We start from the raw sequence: 25,373 nt of genomic DNA, 5'->3' as shown, positions 1-25,373 counted from the left end.
GGATGACCATGTTCCCTGACGCCGTACCCGCCCCCGACCTGCTGCACGCGCAGGCCTGCCTGATCGATGCCCTCTCGATGTCGCTGCAGATGCGCGACGCCTACACCCGCCACCACTGCGACCGCGTTGGCCTGCTCGCGCAGCGCCTGGCCACGCACTGCGATCTTGATGACGAGGCCCGTGCGCAGATCGGCCTGGCCGCGCGCTTCCATGACATCGGAAAGATCGGCATACCCGATGACGTGCTGCTGGCACCCCGCCGGCATACCGACGAGGAGCGCGCGATCATGCGCGAGCATCCGGTACGCGGCGAACACATCTTCCTGGCCACCGGCCGCAGCGACGCCTTGCCGGTGGCGCGGCTGATCCGCGCCCATCACGAGGCCTTCGATGGCAGCGGCTACCCCGATGGGCTGCGCGGCGAATCCATCCCGCTGGGCGCGCGCATCGTCACCATCGCCGATGCCTACGATGCGATGACCAGCGTGCGCCCGTATCGCGACGCGATGGAGCATGAGGCCGCATTGCGGATCATCGACGAGCAGGCCGGCGGGCTGGTGGATCCGTACGTGCTGCAACGCTTCCATCGCATGCTGGAGCGGGAACCGGCGCTGGCCTGAGATCGGCCGGGCAAACGAAAGGCCCGGCGTTCGCCGGGCCTTTCGCTTCTCGCATCACGGGTGATCGATCACCAGATCACCACACGCTTGTCGTCGGCGCGCACCATCGCATCACCCGCCTTGCACTGGAATGCAGCGGCGAACGAGGGCATGTTCGACGGCGCACCGTTGGCACGGAAGTTGGCCGGCGCGTGCGGATCGGTGTTCAGGCGCACGCGCAGCTCACCATCGGTGAAGTTGCGGCGCCACACGGTGGCCCAGTTCATGAAGAAACGCTGGTCCTGGCTGTGGCCGTCAACCTCGACGTTCGCCTTCGGGTCTTCCTTCAGCGCCATCTGCAGCGCGTCATAGGCCACGGTCAGGCCGCCCAGGTCGCCGATGTTCTCGCCCAGGGTCAGCTTGCCCTTCACGAACACGCCCGGCACCGACTCGTAGCCGTCGAACTGGGCGACCAGCTGGTCGGTACGCTCGGTGAAGGCCTTGCGGTCGGCGTCGGTCCACCAGTTGTCGAAGTTGCCGTTGGCGGCGAACTGGCTGCCCGAGTCGTCGTAGCCGTGCATCATTTCGTGGCCGATGACCGCACCGATGCCGCCGTAGTTCAGCGCCGGATCGGCCTTGGCGTCGAAGAACGGCGCCTGCAGGATCGCCGCCGGGAACACGATCTCGTTCTTGGTGGCGTTGTAGTACGCATTGACGGTCTGCGGCGTCATGCCCCACTCGGTCTTGTCCACCGGCTTGCCGATCTTGTCCAGCATGTAGCGGTAGTTGAACGCGCGTGCTGCCTGCATGTTGCCCAGGTAGCTGTCGCCGTTGGTCTGCAGGCCCGACCAGTCACGCCACTTGTCCGGGTAGCCGATCTTCGGGGTGAAGCTGGCCCACTTTTCCAGTGCCTTCTTCCTGGTTTCCTCGCCCATCCACGGCAGCTGCTCCAGGCGCGCCTTCAATGCCTGCGACAGGTTCTCCACCAGGTGCTGCATGGCCACCTTCGACTCGGCCGGGAACACGGCGTCGACGTACAGCTGGCCCAGGGCTTCGCCCATGCCACCGTTGACCGACTCCAGCACGCGCTTCCAGCGCGGCTGCATTTCCTTCTGGCCACGCAGGGTGGTGCCGTAGAAATCGAAGTTGGCCTTCTCGAACTGGCTGCTCAGGTACGGCGCGGCATCGTCGATGGTGTGGAAGCGCAGGTAGGCCTGCCAGGTGCTGGCCGGCACGTCGGCGAGCATCTTGTCCATTTCACCGAAGAAGCCCGGCTGGGCCAGCGAGAACTTCTGCGCGGCCGGTACCTTCAGGGTGTCGAACAGCGCGGTCCAGCTGAAGTTCGGGGTCAGCCTGTCGGCGTCGGCGGCGCTGAGCGGGTTGTAGCGCTTGGCCGGGTCACGCATTTCGATGCGCGACATCGAGGCCTTGGCCAGGCGGGTTTCGAAGGCCATCACGGCCTTGGCCTGCTCGGCGGCCTGCGCCGCGTCCACGCCGGACAGGGTCAGCACCTGTGCGATGTAGGCCACGTAGGCGTCGCGGATCTTGGCCTGCGCATCGTCGAAGTAATAGCCCTTCTCCGGCAGGCCCAGGCCGCCCTGGCCGACATAGGCGATGACGTTGGCCGAATCCTTGTAGTCGGCATTGGCGAACAGCGAGAACAACACGCCCTTGCCTTCGGCCTGGCTGTCGCGCAGGTACTGGGTGATGGCGGCGGTGTCGTTCAGCGCGGTGATCTTGTCCAGCTGCGGCTGCAGCGGCGCCAGGCCGGTGGCTTCGATCTTGGCCTCGTCGTTGCCGGTCTTCCAGATGTCACCGATCTTGGCTTCCACCGAGCCGGCCTTGGCCTGGCTGGCGGCGGCCTGCTGCACCAGCGCGTGCTGCACTTCCAGCGAGCGCTCGCGCAGGATCTCGAAGCTGCCCCAGGTGGTCTGGTCGCCCGGCACCGGGTTGGCCTTCAGCCACTTGCTGTTGACGAAGCCATTGAGGTCGGTACAGGCCGAAATGGCCGGATCGAGGTCGGCGCTGTTGAGCGAGATCAGCGGCGTCTTGATCTGCGACAGGTCGAAGGCCGGCTTGGCGTCGGCACTGGCCGCCGGCGCGGTTTCGTTCTTGCCACAGGCGGCCAGCGAGGCAGCGATGGCGATGGTCAGGCCCAGCGGGACCAGGTTGCGGACGTTCATGAGGCTCTCCTGCGGGTAATTTCACAGGGTAGCCGGGGGCGTGAGGTTGGGGACCGGCCAAAGGTCACAGAGCGTCCTTCTGTAGAGTCGAGCCATGCTCGACTGCTCTCCGTTCCGGGTTCATGCTTCCTGCGGCAAAAGCCCAAAGCAGCCGAGCGTGGGCTCGGCTCTACAAAAGCGAAGGCCGGCTTGCGCCGGCCTTCTGTTTCTTATTTCGCCTTGCCCTGGTTGGCTACGGCTTCGGCGGCCTTGCGCGCCGCTTCAGGGTCGCCCAGGTAGCGGAACGACTGCACGGTCAGGTCGTCGTTCAGTTCGAACAGCAGCGGGATGCCGGTCGGGATGTTCAGCTCGAGGATTTCCTCGCGCGAGACGTTGTTGAGGTACTTGTACAACGCACGCAGCGAGTTGCCGTGGGCGGTGACCAGCACGGTCTTGCCGTCCTTCAGCTGCGGCGCGATGGCGTCGTGCCAGTACGGCAGCACGCGGTCCAGGGTGGTGGCCAGCGATTCGGTGCCCGGCAGCGCGTTGCGGTCCAGCCCGGCGTAACGGCGGTCATGGATCGGGTGGCCCGGATCTTCCAGGTCCATCGGCGGCGGCGGGATGTCGTACGAACGACGCCACACCTTGACCTGCTCTTCGCCGTGCTTGGCAGCGGTCTCGGCCTTGTCCAGGCCCTGCAGGCCGCCGTAATGGCGCTCGTTGAGGCGCCAGGACTTGTTCACCGGCAGCCAGTCCTGCTCCAGCTCGGCCAGCGCACCCTGCAGGGTGTGGATGGCGCGCTTCAGCACGGAGGTATGGGCGGCGTCGAACTGCAGGCCTTCCTCGCGCATCAGGCGACCGGCGGCAGCCGCTTCCCGGCGCCCCTGCTCGGTCAGGTCGACATCGACCCAGCCGGTGAAGCGGTTGTCCAGGTTCCACTGGCTCTGGCCATGGCGCAACAGTACGAGTTTACGGGTCACTGCAGGGTCTCCAACGCGAGGAAAGGCAGGCCGCCATTGTAGCCCCGGTCGCCGCTCACCGTGCCGTGGCGCCGCGCATGCGATGCTGCAGCCAATGAATACGGTGATCGACCCCGGGCGCTGGGAAGGCAGCGTCACCGCTGCCCGCGCGCAACAGCTGCAACTGGCCGCCCGCGTGGAACGCCAGGACCGCCTGCCCCGTGACGTGCGCTGGCTGGCCGGGCTGGACGTCGGCTTCGAGGACAACGGTGCCATTACCCGCGCCGCGGCGGTGCTGCTGGATGCAAGGACGCTGCAGCCCGTGGCGCAGGAGATCGCGCGCATCCCCACGGTGATGCCCTATATCCCCGGCCTGCTCAGCTTCCGCGAGCTGCCGGCGCTGCTGGCCGCGCTGGCGCTGCTGCCGCGGGCACCGGACGTGGTGTTCGTCGATGGCCACGGCATCAGCCATCCGCGCAGGCTGGGCGTGGCCGCGCATCTGGGCGTGGTCACCGACCTGCCGAGCATCGGCGTGGCGAAATCGAAACTGGTGGGAAGGTTCGTCGAACCGGGCGCCGAGGCCGGCGCGCATACACCACTGCTGGACGGCGATGAGCAGCTGGGCTGGGTGCTGCGCAGCAAGGTGCGCTGCAAGCCGCTGTTCGTGGCCGGTGGCCATCGGATCAGTGCCGATACCGCGCTGGGCTGGGTGCAGCACACCCTGCGTGGCTATCGGCTGCCGGAGCCAACCCGGCTGGCGGATCGGCTGGCCTCGCGGCGGGACGAATAGCTGCGCCGGGCGTCTCCCGGCGCGCGCGTCATCTTCGATCAACGATGCACATGGCCACGATGGCCCTGCACGTCCTCGCCGTGGTCGTGGCCTTCATGGCCCTCGTGTCCGCCGCCCTTGGCCGGCGCCGGCCCGCCACAGGCTTCGCCGCAGTGGTCCGCTTCGATCTGCAGTGTCACGTGCTCGATACCGAAGTCATCATGCAGGCGTCCGCCCAGCTCACGGCGCAGCGCATCGGCATCGGTGCCCTCGCGCATCACGATGTGCGCGGTCAGCGCCGGGGTGCTGGAAGCCAGCGCCCACACGTGCAGGTCATGCACGTCCAGGACTGCGGCGTGGCCGGACAGGCTGTCGCGCACCCTGTCCACGTCCATGCCCTTGGGCACGCCTTCCAGCAGCACGTTGATCGCTTCACGCATCAGCACGTAGGTACGCGGCAGCACCCACAGGCCGATCAGCACGGCCAGGATCGGGTCGATCGGTTTCCATCCGGTCCACTTGATCAACAATGCGCCCGCAATCACAGCCACCGAGCCGAGCATGTCGGCCCACACTTCCAGGTAGGCGCCCTTCACGTTGAGGCTCTCGCCACTGCCCGCCTGCAGCAGGCGCATCGAGATCAGGTTGATGACCAGGCCCGCAGCCGCGATCACCAGCATGCCGGAGGAGGCGATCTCCTGCGGCTGGCGGAAGCGGCCGACCGCCTCCCACAGGATGTAGGCGGCGACCACGAACAGCATGGCACCGTTGATCATCGCGCCCAACGCTTCCAGCCGTGCATAGCCGTAGGTGCGGCGCGCATCCGGCGGGCGCCGGCTCAACCGTACCGCGACCAGCGCGATCATCAGCGCCAGCGCATCGGTGGCCATGTGCGCGGCGTCGGACAACAGCGCCAGGCTGTTGGTCCAGAACGCGCCCACCACTTCGACGACGAGGAAGGTGGTGGTCAGGCCGAGTGCCCACCACAAGGGTTTCTCGTGGCGGATCTGGGATGGCAGGTGATCGTGGTCGTGGCCCATGGCAACAGCTCCTTTGCGATGCGGTGCAGGCTACGCCGTGCTGGCGGGGGAGACTATTACGATGTTTATAACATTGCAGGCCACACGAGCCCTCGTCGGGCATGGCCCGGCGAGGGCTGCAGACCGACGCCGGCCTGCGGTCAGAAGCCGAAGCGAAGGCTGGCCCAGTAGGCCCGGCCCGGTTCGTTGTAGGTCGCCGCACCGGCATCGCTGCTGTTGGCCTCGCGGAACAGGCGCTTGTCGGCCAGGTTGTTCACGCCGAAGCCGAAGCTGACCGTCTCGGTCACCTTGTAGCGCGCGCTCACGCCCCAGATGTTGTACGCGCCACGATCCTGCAGCGCGATCGATGCATCGCAGCTGCCGGTGCAGCGCGGGTCGTTGTTGATGTTGGTCGTGGCCGGTTCCTGCTTGCCGTAGAAGGTGCCGGTCAGCAGCACGGACAGCCTGTCGGTGGCTTGCCAGTCCAGCATGGTGTTGATCGTGTACTTCGGAATCACCGACAACGGCTGGTGCGTGGTCTTGTTCTCGTTTTCCACCATGTAGGTGAAGTTGTTGCTCCACTTCAGGCGGTTGCCCTGCTCGCCCAGCAGCGGAATGACCAGGTTGCCTTCCAGCCCCTGCACGATCGCCTTCGGCGCGTTCTCCCAGCGGAAGATGCGGCCCTTGGTGTCGGCGGTCAGCCCGATCTGGGTGTAGCCGGCCTGGATCTTGTCCTTGTAATCGTTGTGGAAGTAGGTCAACGACGCCTGCCAGCCGCTCTGCGGTGCCCACTCGATGCCCAGTTCCTTGTTCAGGCTGGTTTCCGCCTTCAGGTCCGCGTTGCCGCGCATGTAGCAACCGGCGCCCAGGCTCGGCAGCGCATTGGGGCAGCCGTTGCCGCGGGTGTAGTAGAGATAGTCGGGATTGGACTGATACAGGTTCGGCGCCTTGAACGCGCGGGCAATGCCGCCCTTCACCACCCAGTCGCTGCTGATGCGGAACTGCGCGTTGAGGCTGGGGCTGGTGTTGTTGCCGAACTGGCTGTGGTGGTCGAAGCGCAGGCCCGGGGTAACGATCCAGCGCTCGCCCAGGTAGATGTTGTCTTCCACGAACACCGCCGTGGTCTGCGCATCGGCCTTGCCGCGCGCACGATCGGCCGACAGCCCCGGGATGCCACCGCCGCTGCTGCTGGACTGGCTCATCGAGTACGGGTCGGTCAGGCGGCTGTCCAGGTATTCAAAGCCCAGCGTCCAGATGTTCTCGGCGCCGCCCAGCGTGGTCGGGAAGCTCACTTCGCCATCCAGCTGGTAGTTGCGCAGGCGCGAGGTCGACCAGTCGGTGCCGTTGAAGCTGCCCTCCGGGCCACCGGCCAGGCCTTCATTGATGCGTGAGTTGTTCACCGCCTCCACCGCGGCGGTCACCCGCGAGGTCACATCGCCCCAGCGGCCACGATGGGTGATCGCGCCGGTGTTGCGGTACATGCGGTTGGTTTCCGCCTTGCCGTCAGCCAGCGCGGCCAGATCGATGCCGGTCGAAGTGCCGGTGGTGCTGACCGCGCGGTCACCAGCATAGATGTTGCCCTGGCGGCTGGTGCCGGCCTCGAACTCGACCACCTGGTCGGCGGTCACGTCCCAGCGCAGCAGCGCGTTGATGTCGCGGTTCTTGACGCCCTCGCGGCCAGCCGGTGGCACTGCGTTCGGCTGGGTGGCGTACCGGCGGTTGAGATCGAGTGAATCGGCGTCGGTCTTGTTGAGGTTGCCGTACAGGCGGAACGACAGCGTGTCGGTCATCGGCCCACTCAGCTGCAGGCCGACGCGCTCGCTGCCACCTTCGGCGCTGTGTTCGGGCACCAGCCCGTACAGGTCGACGGCACCGGTCAGGTCGCCGGTCGGGCGCTTGGTGATGATGTTGACCACGCCGCCGGACGCACCGGAGCCATAGCGCGCCGCCGCCGGTCCGCGCAGCACTTCGATGCGCTCGATCATCTCCGCCGGCACCCAGTTGGTGTCGCCGCGCGTGTTGCGCTCGCCACTGCGGCCCATGCGCACGGCATCGCGCGCACCGATGCGCTTGCCGTCAACCAGGATCAGGGTGTTTTCCGGGCCCATGCCGCGCAGGTCGATCTGGCGGTTGTTGCCGTACTGGCCCGAGGCGCTGTTGCCGGTGAGGTTGACGCCCGGCATGGTGCGCAGCAGTTCGGCGATGTCGTTGGCCGGTGGGCGCCTGGCGATGTCCTCGGCGGTGATGGTCGAGGTACCCAACGCCTGGCGGGCAATCTGCGAGGCGGTGACGTGCACCGTGTCGATATCGGTGGCGTCGGCTTCAGCCTGGGCGGTCAGGGCGCTGCCCGCCAGCAGGGCGGCAACGGCGAGCGCCAGCGGGCGCGGCGAGAGGACAACGGCAGGAGACATGATCTGGACCTTCTGGCAGGGCAACGGGGCCTCTGGCAAAGGGCTTGAGGCAACGACGAGGGGGAGGCGGAGCGTCGCTGCAGTCGCCTGCGGCCCGATCCGTGCGCGCATTCTCCCATCAATGCGAGTGATTCTCAAATGCGTTCGCTCATTGATACCGCAGGCGTGATGTGGCCTGCGTGCCGGACGACCCTGCATCGCGCTTAAACTGGCCGGCTTGCCCACCATCAACCGCACGCCACCGCGGCCGATACCCGTGGTTTGCCGTACGCAGTCAGAGATCGACGTGGAACCACCCCAACTGGACGATGCCAGCCAGCCGCTGGCCGAGGCCTGGCAGCACTGCCTGCAACAGGCCGGCCCGGCCGCCACCGCGCTGCTGCACGCCGCCGCAACCGATGCCCCGCCGGCGCTGGCCCAACGCTTCTACGAAGTGCTGTTGCAGGACGGGCGTGCACGCCGCTTCCTGTCCCACGATCAGGTCAAGCAACGCCTGCAACCGGCCATGCAGCGCTGGCTGGTGCAGCTGCTGACCACTGATGCCGACGGCATTGCCGCCACCGTTGCCTCGCAACGCGTGATCGGTGATGTGCATGCCCGGGTCGGCATTCCGGTCGACCTGGTCACCCGCGGCGCGCGCGTACTCAAGCACGAGCTGTTCGTGCGCCTGCGCGACGACGCGCCCGACAGCGCCACCGCGTTCGCCGCCATCGACTGCCTCAGCGCGATCATGGACATCGCCATGGAAGGCATGGCCCTGGCCTACACCCATGCACGCGAGCGCTCCACCCGTGCCGATGCTGCCTATCGGCTGTTCTCGCTGGTGCAGAATGTCGGTACTGAACGCGAGCGCCAGCGTGCACTGCTGCTGGACTGGGAGAACGCCCTGCTGTACGCACTCGCCGGCCACGTGCAGGCCAGCGAAAGCGCCAGCCTGGCGACCTCGGAATTCGGCCTGTGGTTCACCCACAAGGGCATCCCCAGCTTCGGCGAGAGCAGCGAAACCCAGCAGGTCGGCCAACTGATGGCCCGCATCGACGGCAACCTGCAGCGGGCAAGCCATGACACCCCGGCGCAACGACTGGCGGTGCTGCCGGCCATCCGCGAGGACCTGGCCGCCATCCGTACCCTGATGACGCTGTTGTTCGAACGCATCGGTGAACTGGATGCCGGCAGCGATGCCCTGACCAACCTGCTCAACCGCCGCTTCCTGCCTACCGTGCTGCGCAGGGAGATCGAGCTGGCCACGCGCAACCGCACGCCGTTCTCGCTGCTGCTGCTCGACCTGGATCACTTCAAGGCGATCAACGACGGCCACGGCCACGATGCCGGCGACCGCGCGTTGCAGCACGTCGCCGGCCTGCTCGGCCAGCTGACCCGCGGCAGCGACTACCTGTTCCGCTACGGCGGCGAGGAGTTCGTGGTGGTGCTGGTTGCCGCCAGTGAGTCACAGGCCACGGTGATCGCCGAGAGCCTGCGCCGGCAGATCGCGCAGTCGCCAGTGGCACTGGCCAACGGCCAGGCTCTGTCGCTGACTGCCAGCATCGGCGTGGCCGGCCATGATGGCCACCCGGACTACGAGCGGTTGATGGCACGTGCCGACGCGGCGATGTACGAGGCCAAGCGCAGCGGCCGCAACCGCGTGGTGGTGGCCAGCGCGGACCTGCAGGAAACGCCGGGGCGGCGCGCGTTGCAGCGCTGAGCTGGCGGAAATGAAAAATCCCGGTGGCGGGTAGAGTCGACTGTTAGTCGACTACCGCGCGCAGCGCGGAGCTTTTCGCCGTCGGAACGAGGAGCAGTCGACTAACAGTCGACTCTACCGATTCGCGCGCCAGCCGCTGCTTTCACCGCCCGCCTCCGCCACGCTGCCCACCACAGCAGCGCCAGCAGCGCGATGCCGGCGCCCAGCAGGCACACGGCAGGCCAGCCGTGCCGGGCCTGCATCCAGGGCCCGGCAGCCGCACCGGCACCACTGCCCACCGCATAGAAGAGCATGTAAAGCGCCACCAGGCGTCCATGCTGCTCGCCCGGCGCGCGCAGCAGCAGCGCCTGGTTCGAGACATGCAGCGCCTGCCCACCCAGATCGAGCACGATCACGCCCAGCAGCAGCAACGACAGCGACTGCGGCAGGCCCAGCAGCGGCCACCACGCGACCAGCATCAACAGCAGCGCGCCAAGACTGACCCGATCGGCAAAACCGCGGTCCATCCAGTGCCCGACCCGCGACGCCATCAATGCACCTGCCACCCCGGCCAGGCCGAGCGCACCGATGGCCGCAGTGGACCACTGCAGCGGTGGGGCCGACAGCGGCAAGGGGGCCGCCGCCCAGAACACGTTGAGTCCGGCAAACAGCAGCAACGCCAGTGGACCGCGCTCGCGCAGCGTTCGATCCCGGCGCAGCATGCCCAGCATCGAGCCGATCAGGTCGCGCCAACGCGGCGGCACCACGGGTATCGGCACAGCAGGCAGGCGCCGCCACAGCAGTGCGGCCAGGGTCGCCATCAGCGCTGCCGACAGCAGATAGACGGCTTGCCAGCCGGCAATGGCCGCCACCGTGCCGGACAGCACGCGCGCCAGCAGCAACCCGATGAACACCCCGCCCTGCACCACCCCCACCACGCGCCCGCGCTGCGCGGCCGGAGCCATCGCTGCCGTGTAGGCGATCAAGCCTTGGGTCAGCGCCGTGCCCAACAGCCCGGCCAGCAGCATGCCCGACAACAGCCAACCGGCCGTGCGTGCCGCTGCCAGCCACAGCAGGGCTGCCACCAGTGCCGCCAGCTGCAGCCGCAGCAGGTGCCGTCGGTCACCGCGATCAGCCAGCGGCAGCAACCCGAGCAATGCCAGCACGCTGCCGGCCTGGGTCGCGGCCAACACCGCGCCGGCAACCGCCCGCTCCAGCGCGAAGGCGTGTGCAAGCTGATCCAGCAGCGGCTGCGCGTAATAGACGTTGGCAACGCTGGCGCCGGCGGCAACCGCAAGCAGCACCAGCAGGGGGCGTGGAATCGGCATGGCATTCGTCATCTGGTTTCATATTGAAACCAGATGCAGGCTAGCCACTTTGGTTTTAAACTGCAACCACATAGGACGGAGACCGCCATGCACGCAGACAGCCCCTGCCCCGTTGCCCGCAGCGCCGACCTGCTCGGTGATCGCTGGGCACTGCTGGTGATCCGCGATGCCTTCGACGGCGTCAGCCGCTTCGGCGACTTCCAGCGCAGCCTGGGCGCCGCCCGCAACATCCTCAGCGATCGCCTGCGCAGGCTGGTCGAGGCCGGCATCCTGCAACTGCAACCGGCCTCCGACGGCTCGGCCTACCAGGAATACGTGCTCACCGCCGCGGGCCAGGCGCTGTTCCCGGTGCTGGTCGCGCTGCGCCAGTGGGGCGAACGCCATCGCTTCGCTGCCGGTGAGGCCCATTCGCAGCTGATCGAATCGAGCACACGTCGCCCGCTGCCGTACATGCAGCCGCGCGGGCGCGACGGTCGGCCCCTGCAGGCCGCCGCCACCCGTGTGCGCAAGCTCAGGGACGACGGGCACAGCGCCTGACCCGCCCATTCGCGCACACCGCGACCCGGTCGCGCCGGTTAGCATCGGATGTTTCCGCCGCCGGATACCGACGATGTCGCGCTATCGCCCTTCCCTGATGACCGCCCTGCTGCTGCCGTTGCTGGCCTGCAGCGCCGGAACCACGCAGGCCCGCGAGGTGGCCGCGCCCGCCGACCACGTGCAGGCCGATGGCCCCTATGTGTTCCGCCAGGGCGACCAGGTGCAGGCCCAATGGATCTGCGCCGACAAGGTCGAATCGCGCACGCTTGCCTCCGGGGCAACAGGGACCGATATCGCACCGCGCTGCGGCTACGAACACACCGTGCACGTGGCTGCGCCGAATGCAGCCTCGGTGTCGGTGCTGCCGGCCACACCGCGCATCGTCGCGCTGTCCGACATCCACGGCCAGTACGGGTTGCTGGTGCGCCTGCTGCGTGCCCATCACGTGATCGACGCGGAGGATCGCTGGGCGCTGGGCAAGGACACGCTGGTCATCGCCGGCGACGTGTTCGACCGCGGCCCGCAGGTGACCGAGGCGTTCTGGCTGCTCTACGGCCTGCAGCAGCAGGCGGCCGCCGCCGGTGGCGCCGTGCACTTCCTGCTCGGCAACCACGAAACCATGGTGCTGTACGACGACCTGCGCTACGTCAACCCGAAGTACCTGCGCAGCGCCCAGCTGCTGGACCGCAGCTACCCGCAGCTGTATGGCGCCGACTCGGTGATCGGGCAGTGGCTGCGCACCCGACCGGTCCTGCTGAAGATCGGCGATACCCTGTTCCTGCACGGCGGCATCTCGCCCGAGGCGGTGCAGCTGGCGCTGGACCCGGCACGCACCAACGCGGCCTATCAGGCCTCACTGGGCCTGCCCAAGGCCGAAGTGAAGGCCGACCCGGCCACCGCACCGCTGTATGACGGCAAGACCAGCCCGATCTGGTACCGCGGCTATTTCGATGGCCGCCTCGACACCGCGGGTGTGCAGGCCGTGCTCGACCGCCTGCAGCTCAAGCGCATCGTGGTCGGCCATACCTCGATGCCACACGTCAGCAGCTTCCACGGCGACCGCGTGATCGCCATCGACAGCAGCATCAAGAACGGCGAGAACGGCGAACTGCTGTTCATCGAGGAGGGCAAGCTCAGCCGTGGCCTGCTGGATGGCTCCCGGGTGCCGCTGGCGCCGGGTGAGCCGGAGCTGCAGGACTGAATGGAGGGACAGCGTGACGGCGCCGGGAGGTGCCGGCGCGCTCCACCTTCACCCGGTTTGCGGCTACCCTTCGGCAGCCGAGAGGCCCGCCCCGTCCAGCCGGTGGGCCTGACCGTTACAGGAGCCCCCGCGCATGCGCGTTCTGATTGCTGAAGACGACCCGGACATCGCCTCCGGCCTGTGCGCCTCGCTGCGCCGGCAGGGGCACGTGGTCGACCACGTCGACAACGGTGCGCACGCCGATGCAGCACTGGGCTCGACCCAGTACGCACTGCTGGTGCTGGACCTGGGGCTGCCGCAACTGGATGGCCGCGACGTGCTGCAACGACTGCGCCAGCGTGGCGATGGCCTGGCGGTGCTGGTGGTGACCGCGCGTGACGGCCTGGCCGAGCGGGTGCGCGTGCTCGACCTCGGTGCCGACGACTACCTGGTCAAGCCGTTCGCACTGGATGAATTCGAAGCCCGCGTGCGTGCACAGCTGCGGCGGGTCACCAGCAATGGCAATCCGGACCTGCGCATCGGCCGCTTGCGCCTGGACCTGGCCGGGCACCGCGTATGGATCGACGACCAATCACTTGAACTGACTGCACGCGAGTTCGGCCTGCTGTCGGCGCTGGCGGTGCGTGCAGAGCGCATCGTGTCACGCGCGCAACTGGTGGAAGCGCTGTGCGACTGGGGCCAGGACCTGACCGACAACGGCCTGGACATCGCCCTGCACCGCCTGCGCCGCAAGCTGCAGCCGGGCGGCATGGGCATCCGCACCGTGCGCGGGCTGGGCTACATGCTGGAAGACGCGCAGGACGACAGCGCCCCGTGATCAGTGGACCGCCCAGCCTGCGCCGGCGCCTGCTCGCCTTCCTGGCGTTGCCGATGCTGGGCCTTCTCACCTTCAATACGATCCTGGCCTATTACGTTGCGCTGGACTATTCCAACCGCATCCACGACCGCAACCTGATCGACGACACGCACTCGTTCGCGCAGATGCTGAGCACCATGCCGGTGACCAGCGACCTTTCTCCGCAGGCGCGCTTCCTGATCGAGTACGAGCCCGACGGCCATCGCTATTTCAACGTCGACAGCAGCCGCCAGGGGACGCTCAGCGGCAATGCAGATTTCAGTGCCTACGCGCCTTCGCAGGAATGCACCGGCGTGGACCCCACCCTGTACGATGGCATTCTCAACGGCCAGCCGGTGCGCATGGCCACCGTCTGCACGCGTGCGATGAACGATCCGCAGGACCAGCTGGCGGTGACCGTGGCCGAAAGCATGGCCGAACGACGCCAGCGCGCGCGCGAGATCCTGATGATCATCATCCCGCTGATGACCATGCTGGCGCTGGGCACTGCCGCGCTGGTCTGGTTCGGGGTGACCCATGGCCTGCGCATCCTGACCCCGCTGAGGACCCGTCTGGCACAGCGCCGCGGCGAACTGGCGCCGATCTCCGACGCCGACGTGCCGGAGGAAATCCAGCCACTGATCAGCACCATCGACGATCTGTTTGCCCGCCAGGCGGAAATGATCACCCTGCAGAACCGATTCATCGCCGACGCCGCGCACCAGCTGCGCTCCCCGTTGGCCGGCATGGCCCTGCACGTGGACCAGGCACTGGCGCATGGCGACCCGGACACGGTGCGCGAGGCACTGCAGCACATCCGCCGGCTCAACCAGCGCACCGCGCGGGTCAGCACCCAGCTGCTGGCGCTGAGCCGGGCCCAGACCGTGCCGGAGACGGTGGAGGCACTGGACCTGTGCGAACGGGTGCCGCAGTGGGTCGGTACACGCGTGCCTGAAGCGATCCGCGATGGCATCGATCTGGGTTACCGCGGCAGCCCCCAGCCGCTGCGCGTGCTCGGCAACGGTGCCCAGCTGCAGGAAGCACTGGACAACCTGATCGACAATGCGCTGCGCTATGCCGGCCGCGATGCGACCGTTACCGTCGGCGTGCACGCGCTGGATGACAACGACGTCGAACTGTACGTGGAGGACAACGGGCCCGGCGTACCCGAGGACGTGATGCCGCGGCTGGGCGAGCGCTTCTTCCGCGCCCCCGGCACCACCGCCAGCGGCACCGGCCTGGGCCTGGCCATCGCCCACGAGGCGGTGGAGCACTTCGGCGGGCGCCTGAGCTTCCTCAACCGCCCCGGCGGCGGGCTCAAGGTCGCCATCACGCTGCCGCTGCTGAAGGGCCCCTGACCCGGACCGGGGCGCTGAAAGGCTGGCGAAAATCGCGGTTGCGATCCTGACCCTCCCCACTGCCGTCCCGGAGCCGCCAGGTGACCGACTCGCACGACTTCTTCCTTCCCGGTGGCCCGCACGGCGTGCTGCTGGTCCACGGCCTGACCGGTACTCCGGCGGAGATGCGCATGCTGGGAAAGGGCCTGAACAACGCCGGCTTCACCGTACACGGCGTGCAGCTGCCCGGCCATTGCGGCACCGTGGATGACCTGCTGGCGACCACCTGGGAACAGTGGTACCAGGGCGTGGAAAATGCGGCGGCAAGCCTGCGCGGCAAGGTCGACCAGCTGTTCGTCGGTGGCCTGTCGATGGGCGCGGTGCTGTCGCTGGCACTTGCTGCTCGACGACCGGACTGGGTGTCCGGCGTCGGCGTGTATGGCGCCACGTTCCGCTACGACGGCTGGAACATACCCGCTGTCGCCCGCCTCTCGTTCCTGCTGCCGTGGTTCAAGCGCTTCAACATCGGCCGCGACCGCATGTTCATGGAAGAACCGCCGTACGGCCTGCGCGACGAGCGCCTGCGTGCACAGGTCAGCGCCGCCATGTTGTCCGGCGACAGCGCGGCGGCCGGCCTTCCGGGCAATCCCTGGCACGCGCTGGCCGAGATGCGTGCGCTGAGCAACTGGACCCGCCGCCACCTGCACCAGGTCACCGCCCCGTGCCTGGTGATGCACGCCCGCGAAGACGACGTGGCCAGCATGGGCAATGCCGAACTGGTGATGTCGCGGGTCAGTGGCCCGAAGGAACTGGTGGTGCTGGAGGACAGCTACCACATGATCACGATCGACCGCGAACGCCGCGAGGTGATCCGCCGCAGCGCGCGCTTCTTCACCGGGATCGGTGAACACAGCGGCGTCCTCAAGGCGGTGGCCTGAGATGGGGGCACTTGCCACGCTGCTGTGGCTGGCCAATGTCGTGCTCGATACCGGTGGCCAGCTCGCCTTCAAGGCCGCCGCCAGCGACCCGCAGGAGGGCGAGGGACTGCAGCGCTGGAAGCACATGCTCAGCCGCCCCTGGCTGTGGATCGGCATCGCCTGTTACGTGCTTGAGTTCGTCGCCTGGATCGCCTTCCTGTCACTGGTTCCGCTGTCCAAGGGCGTGCTGCTGGGCTCGATCAACATCGTGGCGCTGATGATCGCCGGCCGCATCCTGTTCCGCGAGAAGCTCACGCCATTGCGGGTGACCGGGATGCTGCTGGTCACAGCAGGCGTGGCGGTGGTGGGGGCCGGCTCATGAGGCGCCTGTATGTGATCGGCTTCCCCCTGCTGATGGCCTTCGACACCCTGGCCCAGCTGTGCTTCAAGTACGCCGGTGATGCTGCGCTGCCGGTCGAGGCCAACACCACCTGGCTGCTGCGCGTGCTGTCGCAACCATGGGTGTACGGCGCCATCCTGGGCTACGTGGGTGCGTTCTTCACCTGGATGAGCCTGCTGCGGCATGCGCCGATCGGCCCGGCATTCGCGGCCTCGCACCTGGAAGTGATCAGTGTGCTGCTGCTGTCGGCCTGGCTGCTGAAAGAGCCGCTCACCCTGCACCACCTGGTCGGTGCGGTGCTGATCGTGGCCGGCATCGTCTGCCTCGGCCGCGCGGAAGCGGACGACCCGCACAGTCCCGCCGAAAGCACCTCGTGAGCGGGCTGCGATGAGCCTGTTCGCGCGCGAACTGCCACCGACCGCCGGCCTGCCGATGCAGGCCAGCGACTTCCTTCCCGGTGGTGGTGACCTGCGCGGGATCCTGGCCAACCAGCTGGGCACGCCGCCGCTGCAGCTGACCTGTTCCGGCACGCACGCGCTGCTGATCGCCCTGCGCACCCTGCGCAAGCGCGCGCCCAGGCGCGACACGGTGATCATGCCGGCCTACACCTGTCCGCTGGTGCCGATCGCGGTGCACAGCCTCGGCCTGCGCGTGCAGCTGTGCGATACCCGGCGCGGCCACTTCGACTTCGATCCCGGCCAGCTCAAGCGGTTGGCCGATGCGCGTACGTTGGCCATCCTGCCGACCCACCTCGGCGGTCGCATCGCCGATGTCGAACGGGCCTGCGACATCGCGCGCGGCGCCGGCGCCTGGGTCATCGAAGATGCCGCACAGGCGCTGGGCGCACGGGTGGGCAACAGCAGTGTCGGCCTGCGTGGCGACATCGGATTCTTCAGCCTGGCCGCCGGCAAGGGGCTGAGCCTGCACGAAGGCGGCCTGCTGGTCAGCCGCGATGACGAACTGCGCGCCGAACTGGCCGAGCATGCCGCCGAACACGTGCGCTTCAACCTGCGCTGGGAGCTGCTTCGCAGTGTGCAGCTGCTTGGCCTTGCCGCCTGTTATCGCCCCTCGCTGCTGTCGCTGGTGTACGGCAATCCGCTGCGCAACGCACTGCAGCGTGGCGATCTGGAAGACGCGGTCGGTGATGTTTTCCCGCTGGACATACCGCAGCACCGGGTCAGCCGATGGCGGCAGAACATCGGTGCCCATGCCGCGCGGCGATTGCCGGCGTTCCTGCAGGCCGGGCGCCTGCGCGCACTGCAGTTGCGCGTGCAGCTGGCACAACTGCCGGCGGTGGAGGTGGTCGATGGCCTGGCCGGTAGCGGCGGCACCTGGCCGATGCTGATGCTGCTGCTGCCCAGCCAGCGCGCGCGTGACGCCGCACTGGACACACTGTGGCCGCGCGGCCTCGGCGCCAGCCGTATGTTCATCCGTGCCCTGCCCGACTACGCCTACCTGCGTGGCATCGTGCCGCAGGAGGACGTGCCCAATGCACGTGACTTCGCCGCACGCATGCTCACCCTTGGCAACAGCGCCTGGCAGACCCGTGAGGAGACGGCCGAAATACTGCAGGTCCTGGCCCGTGCCTGACCCGCACGTGCATGCATGGCCTGCGCGCCGCGCATTCATCCATGCATCTTCCTGAACGCTTTCCCAGCCCGTAAAAAAAGCCTTTCAACAGGAAAGGAACGAGAAAGGCGGCCTGCCTACATTGAGCCTGCCCCGGCATCGTGCCGGACGCTTCTTTCATCGACGGACCTGCCCATGCGCTGGAGCATCCTGTGTGACTTCGACGGCACCATCAGCCTCGAAGATGTCATCGACTCGCTGCTGGAAAAGTACGGCCAGCCGGGCTGGCAGGAACTGGAAGACCAGTGGAAGGCGGGAAAGATCGGCTCGCGTGAATGCATGCAGGGCCAGGTGCGGCTGCTGAAGCTGGACCCGGCCACGCTCGATGCCCATCTGGACCAGGTGCAGATCGATCCGGGCTTCGCCGCCTTTGTCAGCCGTGCCGGACAGCTGGGCGTTCCGCTGCGCATCGTCAGTGACGGCCTGGACTATGCGATCCATCGCATTCTCGCCAACCACGGCCTGGCGCAGCTGCCGGTGGTGGCCAACCACCTGCGCTGGTGCGATGACCACTGGGAACTGGAATCGCCCTACCAGGCCGAAGGCTGCCGCAGTGGCACCTGCAAATGCACCTGCGCCGCGCAGGCGCGCGCCAACGAAGCACCGCGCGTGCTGATGATCGGCGACGGCAGTTCGGATTTCTGTGTATCCGAAGATGCCGACTTCGTGTTCGCCAAGCGCCGCCTGATCACCCATTGCACCCATGCCGGCATCGAGCATGCCGCCATCGACACCTTCCACGATGCAATCGCACTGCTGCCGCGCTTGCTCGATGGCAGCCTGCTGCAGCCACGTCGCCTCGACGCCAGCCCGCAGCCCGCCGCACTGCCCCTGCTGCTGGCCACCGCCTGAGCACTCCCTTCCAGGCGCGCTCCCCTGTTACCCCTTTCGAACGTCCTTCACGGAACCGAACTGCATGAACATTTTTGACAAGAACGCTGCCTCCGATGCGCAGCTGCTGGCCGACGAAGCCCGCTACAGCTCCTTCGGCGATACCGTCCACTACGTCGATCCGCCTAAGATCTTCCAGCGCGGCGAAGGCAGCTACATGTTCGACGGCGCAGGCGTGCCCTACCTCGACCTGCAGATGTGGTACTCGGCGTGCAACTTCGGCTACAGCAACAAGCGCCTGAACGATGCACTGAAGGACCAGATCGATACCCTGCCGCAGGTCGCCAGCCAGTACCTGCACCCGACCCGCGTGCAGCTGGCCAAGACCATTGCCGTGGACATGCACGAGAAGTTTGGCCTCGACGGCCGCGTGCACTTCAACGTTGGCGGTGCGCAGGCCATTGAAGACTCGCTGAAGATCGTGCGCAACGCGCGCGGCGGCAAGAGCCTGATGTTCGCCTTCGAGGGCGGCTACCACGGCCGCACCCTGGGTGCGTCGTCGATCACCTCCAGCTACCGCTACCGCCGCCGCTACGGCCACTTCGGCGAGCGCGCGATGTTCATCCCGTTCCCGTACCCCTTCCGTCGCCCGAAGGGCATGACCCCGGACGAGTACTCCGACCACTGCGTGTGGCAGTTCGAGCGGCTGTTCGAAAGCGAGTACAACGGCGTGTGGGATCCCAAGGTCGGCCAAGCCGAGTACGCCGCGTTCTACGTCGAGCCGATCCAGGGCACCGGTGGCTACGTCATCCCGCCGCGCAACTTCTTCACCGGCCTCAAGCGCGTGCTGGACAAGTACGGCATCCTGATGGTCGTCGATGAAATCCAGATGGGCTTCTGGCGCACCGGCAAGCTGTGGTCGATCGAGCACTTCGGCGTGACCCCGGACGTGCTGGTGTTCGGCAAGGCGCTGACCAACGGCCTGAACCCGCTGTCGGGCCTGTGGGCGCGCGAAGAGCTGATCAACCCGACCGTGTTCCCGCCGGGCTCCACCCACTCCACCTTCAACTCCAACCCACTGGGCACCCGCCTGGGCCTGGAAGTGCTGAAGCTGGGCAAGGAAATGGATTACGAGCGCACCGTGCCGGAAAAGGGCGCGTACTTCCTCGACGGCCTGCGCGGCCTGCAGAAGCGCCACCCGGAAATCGGCGACGTCGACGGCCTGGGCCTGGCGCTGCGTGCGGAAATCTGCCAGGCCGACGGCTACACCCCGAACAAGGAGCTGCTGGACCGCATGGTCGACATCGGCCTGGCCGGTGACCTGCTGCACGACGGCAAGCGCATGGGCCTCGTGCTCGACGTGGGTGGCTGGTACAAGAACGTGATCACCTTCGCGCCGTCGCTGGACATCAGCTACGAAGAGATCGACCTGGCGATCACCCTGCTCGACCAGGCGCTGACCAAGGCCAAGGGCTGAGGTCGATGCGCTGCCGGTTCCCGTGCCGATGGAAATGAGGTCACGCGCATCCAGCACCGCGCTGGAACCGGCCGCGCTGCTGGAGGGCTTCCTGGCCCACCCGCCGCTCGGATTCGAGGCGGGCCGCCTTCCCAGCGGCCTGCCGACCTTCCGTGCCCCGTTGGACCTGACCACCACGATGGACGACGAACTGCGCGGCAGGCTGCTCGGCCTGCCGCTGTCGCGCCTGTGGCGGCCTTGGATCACCTGGAAGACGCGCTTCGTCGGTGCCACCAGCACCGAGTACACCCCGTTGCCGGCGCACGTGGCGCCGGAGGCGCTGGCCGAGGACGTGACACGTCACGCGATCGGCGATACCCGGCTGCTGGTGGTGAAGGACCTGGCGATCGATTCACCGCTGCTGGACGACGCCGCCAACGCACACAGCGGCGCCTTCCTGCAGGCGCTGCTGGCACGCGGCTTCGTCGAACTGGAAGGCATGCCGCTGGCCTGGGTGGCGATCGATTTCGATTCGCTCGACGACTATCTCGGCCGCCTGTCATCGTCGCGCCGCAAGAACATCCGTCGCAAGCTGCGTTCGCGCGATGACCTGCAGATCGACTGCATCGCCACCGGCAACCCGGCCCTGGCCGACCCGCAACTGCAGGCCGAACTGTACGCGCTGTACCTGGGCGTATACGCGCAGAGCGCGGTGCATTTCGACCAGCTCGACCTGCCCTATTTCCAGTACCTGCTGGCCGACAGCCAGGGCCAGGGACGGATGTTCCTGTACCGCCACCAGGGCCGGCTGATCGGCTGGAACCTGTGCTACGTGCATGCCGGCAAACTGGTGGACAAGTACATCGGCCTGGCCTATCCGCAGTCGCGCGAGCACAACCTGTACGCAGTGAGCTGGATGCACAACCTCGAGTACGCGCAGCAGCACGGCCTGAGCCACTACGTGGCCGGCTGGACCGACTCGCGCATCAAGGCCGAACTGGGTGCGCGCTTCACCTCCACCCGGCATGCGATCCATGCTCGTTCCCCGTTGCTGCGCGCTGCGCTGCGCCGGCTGGCACCCTATCTGCAGGGCGAACCTGATGGAGGCGGTTGAATGATGCCGTTGCGTTCCCCGCTGATCCTGGACCTGGACGGTGGCGTGCTGCCGCTGCCACAGGCGCAGACCCTGGCCCTGCCGCAGTGGCATGACCCGCTGCGCTTTGCCTGCAGCAATGCCACCCTCGACCGTTTCGCCGCTGACGTGCTGGCACCACTGCCGGCCCAGCTCGGAACCGTCATGCTCGGCAGTGGCGACTTCCACCACCTCACCCTGCCACTGCTGCGCCGCATGCATGGGCAGGCCCCGTTCCAGCTGGTGGTGCTGGACAACCATCCGGACAACATGCGGTTCCCGCTCGGCATGCACTGCGGCTCGTGGGTGAACGCCGCCAGCAAGCTGCCGCAGATCTCGCACATCCATGTGCTCGGCATCACTTCCAGCGACATCGGCCCCGGTCATGCCTGGGAGAACCACTGGCGACCGCTGATGGGTGGACGCCTGACGTACTGGTGCATGGACGTGGACGTGGGCTGGGGCCACCGCCTCGGCATGGGCCGTGCGTTCCGACGCTTCGAGCATCCGGAGGCACTGGTCGCCGCGTTCGCCGCCGAGCAGGCCACATCCCCGCAGCCGACCTACCTGTCGATCGACAAGGATGTATTCGCCGAGGACGTTGCGCGCAGCAACTGGGACCAGGGCCGCTTCCAGCTGGAACACGCACTGGTGGTGATCGAAGCACTGCGCGCCGGTGGCCTGGTCGGCAGTGACATCACCGGCGAAGTCTCGCTGGCGAACTACCAGAGCGGCTTCAAGCGCTGGTTGTCGTCGCTGGATGGCCAGCCCGACATCAGCGCCGAGGACCTGCCAGTCTGGCAGGCACGGCACCAACAGGTCAACCGCGAGCTGCTGGCCGCGATGGCCGCCGTGCCGACGGCCTGCTGACCGCGTCGGTAGTGCCGGCCGCTGGCCGGCAATGCCAACCAAGGTTGGCATCTACCAGCGCCGGGTAGAGCCGAGCCCACGCCCGGCTGGCGCCTTCTGTAGAGTCGAGCCATGCTCGCCTGAGGGGACCGCGAACAGCAGCCGAGCATGGCTCGGCTCTACACTGGGTTCCCACCTCGGAGCCGCCGCCATGCCCCAGACCGTCATCCCGCAACTGCGCATGCGCCATGCCGATACCACCCTGCCGTTCTACGTGCAGGGGCTGGGTTTCGTGGTCGACTGGGAACACCGCTTCGAAGCCGGTTTGCCGTTGTTCGCCCAGCTCACCCGGGATGGCCAGACGATCTTCCTCACCGAGCACAGCGGTGACTGCGAGGTCGGCAGCGCGGTGTACTTCATCGTCGACGACGTCGACAGCGTGTACCGCGCCTTCAGCGCCGCGAACGTGCCGATCGAGCAGCCACCGCATGACACCGACTGGGGCAGCCGCGAAATGCTGCTGCGCGACCCCGACGGCAACCGCCTGCGCTTTGCCACCCACCTGGACTGAACAACGCGGGCTTGAGGCGGATATACGAAACATATACGCTTCGTATATTCCCTGCTCCAGGACCGCCGATGGGCATCGTCAACATCGATGACACCCTGCACGACCAGTTGCGCCGTGCCTGCACCGTCTCCAGCCGCTCGATCAACGCCCAGGCCAACTTCTGGATCCGGGTCGGCATGCTGTGCGAAATGAACCCGACGCTGAGTTTCCAGGACATCGTCGCCAGCGAACTGCGCGCCGCCGGCGTGCAGCCACAGGCGCTGGCACCCGGGCGGGCCTGACGTGGCGGTGATCAAGCAGCCGCACGAAATCGCGCTGATGGCCGAATCCGGGCGCCTGCTGGCGCAGGTGTTCGCCGCGCTCGACCGGCTGCCGCTGCAGGGCCGCAGCACGATGGAGATCAACGAGTTCGTCGAACGCATGATCGTCGATGAACTGCAGGCGCGGCCGGCCAGCAAGGGCCAGTACGGCTTCCCGTATGTGCTCAACACCTCGATCGACAACGTGGTCTGCCACGGCGTTCCCAGCACCACCGACGTGCTGCGCAATGGCCAGATCGTCAACCTCGACATCACCCTGGAGAAGAACGGCTACATCGCCGACTCCAGCACCACCTACCTGGTCGGTGAGGTCGACTACGCCGCGCGCAGGCTGGTGCAGACCGCCTACCAGGCGATGTGGAAAGGCATCGCTGCGGTGCGCCCCGGCGCGCGCCTGGGCGATATCGGCCACGCCATCGCCCGCCACGCGCGCAGCCACGGCTACAGCGTGGTGAAGGAATACTGCGGCCATGGCATCGGCCAGGAAATGCACGAAGAACCGCAGATCCTGCACTACGGCCATCCCAACACCGGCAGGGTGCTGGAAGAAGGCATGGTGTTCACCATCGAGCCGATGCTCAACCAGGGCAAGCCGGCCATCCGCCAGCAGCCGGACGAATGGCCGGTGTACACCCGCGACGGCAAGCTGTCGGCGCAGTTCGAGCACACGGTGGCGGTCACCCGCAACGGTGTGCGCGTACTGACCCTGCGCCCCGGCGAAGCGCCACTGTGCGCGGTCGACGCGGCCTAGAGCGGACGCAACAGCAACAGTGTCGCCAGGCAGAACATGAAGACCGCCACGGCGGCATCCAGCACCCGCCAGGCACCTGGCCTGCGGAACACCGGCCGCAACAATCGCGCGCCATAGCCCAGCGTGCAGAACCAGGCGACGCTGGCCACGCAGGCCCCGGCGGCGAAGGCCCAGCGCAGATCGCCCGGGTAGCGCGTGGACAGGCTGCCCAGCAGCACCACCGTATCCAGATAGACGTGCGGGTTGAGCAGGGTGAACGCCAGGCAGGTCAGCAGCACCTGGCGCGCACTGCCGGCCTGCGCCTCGGCGGCGGCCAGTACGCTACCACCGCGCCACGCGCGCAGCCCGGCCCGCAGGCCATACCAGAGCAGGAACGCCGCGCCACCGAAGCGCAGCACCTGCAGCAGCAGCGGCCACTGCAGCACCAGCGCGCCCATGCCACCGACGCCGGCCAGGATCAACGCGGTGTCCGCGCCGGCGCAGGCCAGCACCACCCTGCCCACATGCCGCTGCTGCAGGCCCTGGCGCAGCACGAAGGCATTCTGTGCGCCGATGGCGATGATCAGGCCGGCACCTGCGAACAGGCCGGCGGCGGTAGCGGCGATCCACATCAGGACAGGCCAGGCAGCGAGGGGACGCGCAGGGTGCGGCCACCGCCCCTGTTTAGACAATCTGATTTTTCTTTATCCTGTGCAGGAAAACTGAAGGGGCACCGGCATGGATCTGGTACATCCACAATTGGCCGCATTCGCTGCGGTGCTGGAAGAAGGCAGCTTCGAGGCCGCGGCACGCCGCCTGTCGATCAGCCCATCAGCACTGTCGCAACGGATCAAGGCGCTGGAAGACAGGCTCGGGCAGGTCCTGGTGGTGCGCCAGGCACCCTGCCGACCGACTGCCGCGGGGGAAGCGCTGCTGCGCCGGGTACGCCCGATGCAGGCGCTGGAAGCCGAGGCGCTGGCCGAGCTGCTACCCGAGCGTGGCAACGACGCTGCGCGTACGCCCATCCCCCTGGCGGTCAACGACGACTCGCTTGATACCTGGTTCGTGCCCGCCGTCGCCGACCTGCACCAGCGCCATGGTTACCTGTTCGATCTGCGCATGGACGACCAGGACCACACCCTGCAGTTGCTGCGCGATGGCAGCGTGCTCGGCGCAGTGACCGCCGAAAGCCAGCCGGTGAAGGGCTGCAACGTGCACCCGCTCGGCGCCATGCGTTACCACGCGATCGCTTCGCCCGGCTTCGCCCGCCAATACTTCAACGATGGCATGCAGGCCGCGGCCCTGGCGCGCGCACCGATGCTGGTGTTCAACCGCAAGGATGAACTGCAATGGCGCTTCGTGCGGCGCCTGACCCGCGCGCGACTGCAGCCGCCGCTACACTACCTGCCCTCTTCCACCGGTTTCGTCGAAGCCGCCGCGTGTGGACTCGGTTGGGGCATGGCCCCGGAAACCCTGGTCGCGCCCGCCGTGCGCGCCGGCCGCGTGGTGGTACTGGAACCCCGCCGCTGGCTGGATGTGCCGCTGTACTGGCAACATGCCGCCGTGCGCTCAAGCACGCTGCAGCACATCACCCAGGCGCTGCGCACTGCAGCCAGCGGCACCCTTCGTTGAGGACAATCCGATGACCGCAGACTCGGGCTTCACGCCGCGCGCACTACCGTTTGCGCACTTCTTTACCA

At 67.5% G+C, this 25,373-nt stretch carries 25 protein-coding genes; 19 read left to right on the top strand and 6 right to left on the bottom strand.

Features of this window, described 5'->3' with window-relative positions:
* The first annotated feature begins 2 nt into the window (after nt 1-2).
* Nucleotides 3-620, top strand: a complete 618-nt coding sequence (locus tag ACZ75I_RS06040) for an HD-GYP domain-containing protein (protein ID WP_061479525.1) — start codon at nt 3-5, stop codon at nt 618-620.
* A gap of 68 nt (nt 621-688) precedes the next feature.
* On the opposite strand, the gene ACZ75I_RS06035 is transcribed toward ACZ75I_RS06040, so the two are convergent.
* Together ACZ75I_RS06035 and gpmA are read right to left on the bottom strand one after the other, a co-directional pair.
* Entirely contained in the window at nt 689-2,782 is a 2,094-nt protein-coding gene (locus tag ACZ75I_RS06035) for a M13 family metallopeptidase (protein ID WP_472958819.1), read from the bottom strand.
* Nucleotides 2,783-2,991: 209 nt separating this feature from the next.
* The gene (gene gpmA / locus ACZ75I_RS06030; protein ID WP_472958818.1) at nt 2,992-3,741 is read right to left on the bottom strand and encodes a 2,3-diphosphoglycerate-dependent phosphoglycerate mutase; all 750 of its coding nucleotides are present in this window, start codon (nt 3,739-3,741) and stop codon (nt 2,992-2,994) included.
* A gap of 94 nt (nt 3,742-3,835) precedes the next feature.
* Between gpmA and nfi the strand changes: the two genes are divergently transcribed.
* The gene (gene nfi / locus ACZ75I_RS06025) at nt 3,836-4,510 is read left to right on the top strand and encodes a deoxyribonuclease V (protein WP_061479528.1); all 675 of its coding nucleotides are present in this window, start codon (nt 3,836-3,838) and stop codon (nt 4,508-4,510) included.
* A 38-nt stretch (nt 4,511-4,548) separates the two neighbouring features.
* Here nfi and ACZ75I_RS06020 read toward each other — a convergent pair whose 3' ends face one another.
* Nucleotides 4,549-5,529: a cation diffusion facilitator family transporter gene (locus ACZ75I_RS06020; RefSeq protein WP_472958817.1), complete on the bottom strand. Its 981-nt coding sequence runs from the start codon at nt 5,527-5,529 to the stop codon at nt 4,549-4,551.
* Between the two features lie 140 nt (nt 5,530-5,669).
* Nucleotides 5,670-7,919: a TonB-dependent siderophore receptor gene (locus ACZ75I_RS06015; protein WP_180869303.1), complete on the bottom strand. Its 2,250-nt coding sequence runs from the start codon at nt 7,917-7,919 to the stop codon at nt 5,670-5,672.
* Nucleotides 7,920-8,205: 286 nt separating this feature from the next.
* Here ACZ75I_RS06015 and ACZ75I_RS06010 point away from each other — a divergent pair, with 286 nt between their 5' ends.
* Nucleotides 8,206-9,621, top strand: a complete 1,416-nt coding sequence (locus ACZ75I_RS06010; protein WP_180869305.1) for a diguanylate cyclase — start codon at nt 8,206-8,208, stop codon at nt 9,619-9,621.
* Nucleotides 9,622-9,722: 101 nt separating this feature from the next.
* Here ACZ75I_RS06010 and ACZ75I_RS06005 read toward each other — a convergent pair whose 3' ends face one another.
* Nucleotides 9,723-10,940: an MFS transporter gene (locus ACZ75I_RS06005; protein ID WP_472958816.1), complete on the bottom strand. Its 1,218-nt coding sequence runs from the start codon at nt 10,938-10,940 to the stop codon at nt 9,723-9,725.
* 75 nt (nt 10,941-11,015) lie between these two features.
* Between ACZ75I_RS06005 and ACZ75I_RS06000 the strand changes: the two genes are divergently transcribed.
* From ACZ75I_RS06000 to map, 15 genes are all read left to right on the top strand, one after another.
* Complete coding sequence (locus tag ACZ75I_RS06000; protein ID WP_134967858.1) at nt 11,016-11,465, top strand: winged helix-turn-helix transcriptional regulator; 450 nt, start codon at nt 11,016-11,018, stop codon at nt 11,463-11,465.
* A 73-nt stretch (nt 11,466-11,538) separates the two neighbouring features.
* Nucleotides 11,539-12,666, top strand: coding sequence for a metallophosphoesterase (locus ACZ75I_RS05995; protein ID WP_472958815.1), 1,128 nt, complete (start codon nt 11,539-11,541; stop codon nt 12,664-12,666).
* 133 nt (nt 12,667-12,799) lie between these two features.
* Nucleotides 12,800-13,483, top strand: coding sequence for a response regulator (locus tag ACZ75I_RS05990; protein ID WP_008265770.1), 684 nt, complete (start codon nt 12,800-12,802; stop codon nt 13,481-13,483).
* Nucleotides 13,480-14,859, top strand: a complete 1,380-nt coding sequence (locus ACZ75I_RS05985) for an ATP-binding protein (RefSeq protein WP_188238856.1) — start codon at nt 13,480-13,482, stop codon at nt 14,857-14,859. The genes ACZ75I_RS05990 and ACZ75I_RS05985 overlap by 4 nt, the downstream gene beginning before the upstream one ends.
* 80 nt (nt 14,860-14,939) lie before the next feature.
* On the top strand, nt 14,940-15,776 hold the full coding sequence (locus ACZ75I_RS05980) for an alpha/beta hydrolase (protein WP_472958814.1): 837 nt from the start codon (nt 14,940-14,942) through the stop codon (nt 15,774-15,776).
* 1 nt (nt 15,777) lies between these two features.
* Entirely contained in the window at nt 15,778-16,137 is a 360-nt protein-coding gene (locus ACZ75I_RS05975) for an EamA family transporter (RefSeq protein ID WP_021202495.1), read from the top strand.
* The gene (locus tag ACZ75I_RS05970) at nt 16,134-16,532 is read left to right on the top strand and encodes a DMT family transporter (RefSeq protein ID WP_032954032.1); all 399 of its coding nucleotides are present in this window, start codon (nt 16,134-16,136) and stop codon (nt 16,530-16,532) included. Before ACZ75I_RS05975 ends, ACZ75I_RS05970 begins: the two co-directional genes overlap by 4 nt.
* 10 nt (nt 16,533-16,542) lie before the next feature.
* On the top strand, nt 16,543-17,745 hold the full coding sequence (locus ACZ75I_RS05965; RefSeq protein ID WP_061479535.1) for a DegT/DnrJ/EryC1/StrS family aminotransferase: 1,203 nt from the start codon (nt 16,543-16,545) through the stop codon (nt 17,743-17,745).
* 174 nt (nt 17,746-17,919) lie between these two features.
* Nucleotides 17,920-18,636 carry an MtnX-like HAD-IB family phosphatase gene (locus tag ACZ75I_RS05960; RefSeq protein WP_061479536.1) on the top strand — a complete coding sequence of 239 codons (717 nt, stop codon included), beginning with the start codon at nt 17,920-17,922 and terminating at the stop codon, nt 18,634-18,636.
* A gap of 64 nt (nt 18,637-18,700) precedes the next feature.
* Nucleotides 18,701-20,092: an aspartate aminotransferase family protein gene (locus ACZ75I_RS05955; RefSeq protein ID WP_180869312.1), complete on the top strand. Its 1,392-nt coding sequence runs from the start codon at nt 18,701-18,703 to the stop codon at nt 20,090-20,092.
* A 28-nt stretch (nt 20,093-20,120) separates the two neighbouring features.
* The gene (locus ACZ75I_RS05950; RefSeq protein WP_346476531.1) at nt 20,121-21,185 is read left to right on the top strand and encodes a GNAT family N-acetyltransferase; all 1,065 of its coding nucleotides are present in this window, start codon (nt 20,121-20,123) and stop codon (nt 21,183-21,185) included.
* A gap of 3 nt (nt 21,186-21,188) precedes the next feature.
* Entirely contained in the window at nt 21,189-22,073 is an 885-nt protein-coding gene (locus ACZ75I_RS05945) for an arginase family protein (RefSeq protein ID WP_346476530.1), read from the top strand.
* A gap of 190 nt (nt 22,074-22,263) precedes the next feature.
* The gene (locus ACZ75I_RS05940) at nt 22,264-22,623 is read left to right on the top strand and encodes a bleomycin resistance protein (RefSeq protein WP_180869319.1); all 360 of its coding nucleotides are present in this window, start codon (nt 22,264-22,266) and stop codon (nt 22,621-22,623) included.
* A gap of 68 nt (nt 22,624-22,691) precedes the next feature.
* Nucleotides 22,692-22,904 (top strand): ParD-like family protein, encoded by a 213-nt coding sequence (locus ACZ75I_RS05935; RefSeq protein WP_006425741.1) that lies wholly within the window; start codon nt 22,692-22,694, stop codon nt 22,902-22,904.
* Between the two features lie 7 nt (nt 22,905-22,911).
* Entirely contained in the window at nt 22,912-23,694 is a 783-nt protein-coding gene (map, locus tag ACZ75I_RS05930; RefSeq protein WP_154351704.1) for a type I methionyl aminopeptidase, read from the top strand.
* On the opposite strand, the gene ACZ75I_RS05925 is transcribed toward map, so the two are convergent.
* Nucleotides 23,691-24,305 (bottom strand): LysE/ArgO family amino acid transporter, encoded by a 615-nt coding sequence (locus ACZ75I_RS05925; RefSeq protein WP_180869321.1) that lies wholly within the window; start codon nt 24,303-24,305, stop codon nt 23,691-23,693. The genes map and ACZ75I_RS05925 overlap by 4 nt on opposite strands.
* A gap of 106 nt (nt 24,306-24,411) precedes the next feature.
* Between ACZ75I_RS05925 and ACZ75I_RS05920 the strand changes: the two genes are divergently transcribed.
* Nucleotides 24,412-25,305, top strand: a complete 894-nt coding sequence (locus ACZ75I_RS05920) for a LysR family transcriptional regulator ArgP (RefSeq protein WP_180869324.1) — start codon at nt 24,412-24,414, stop codon at nt 25,303-25,305.
* Nucleotides 25,306-25,373 lie beyond the last annotated feature (68 nt).

Source organism: Stenotrophomonas sp. X (assembly GCF_055721025.1).
This window is presented reverse-complemented; position numbering and strand designations above follow the sequence as displayed.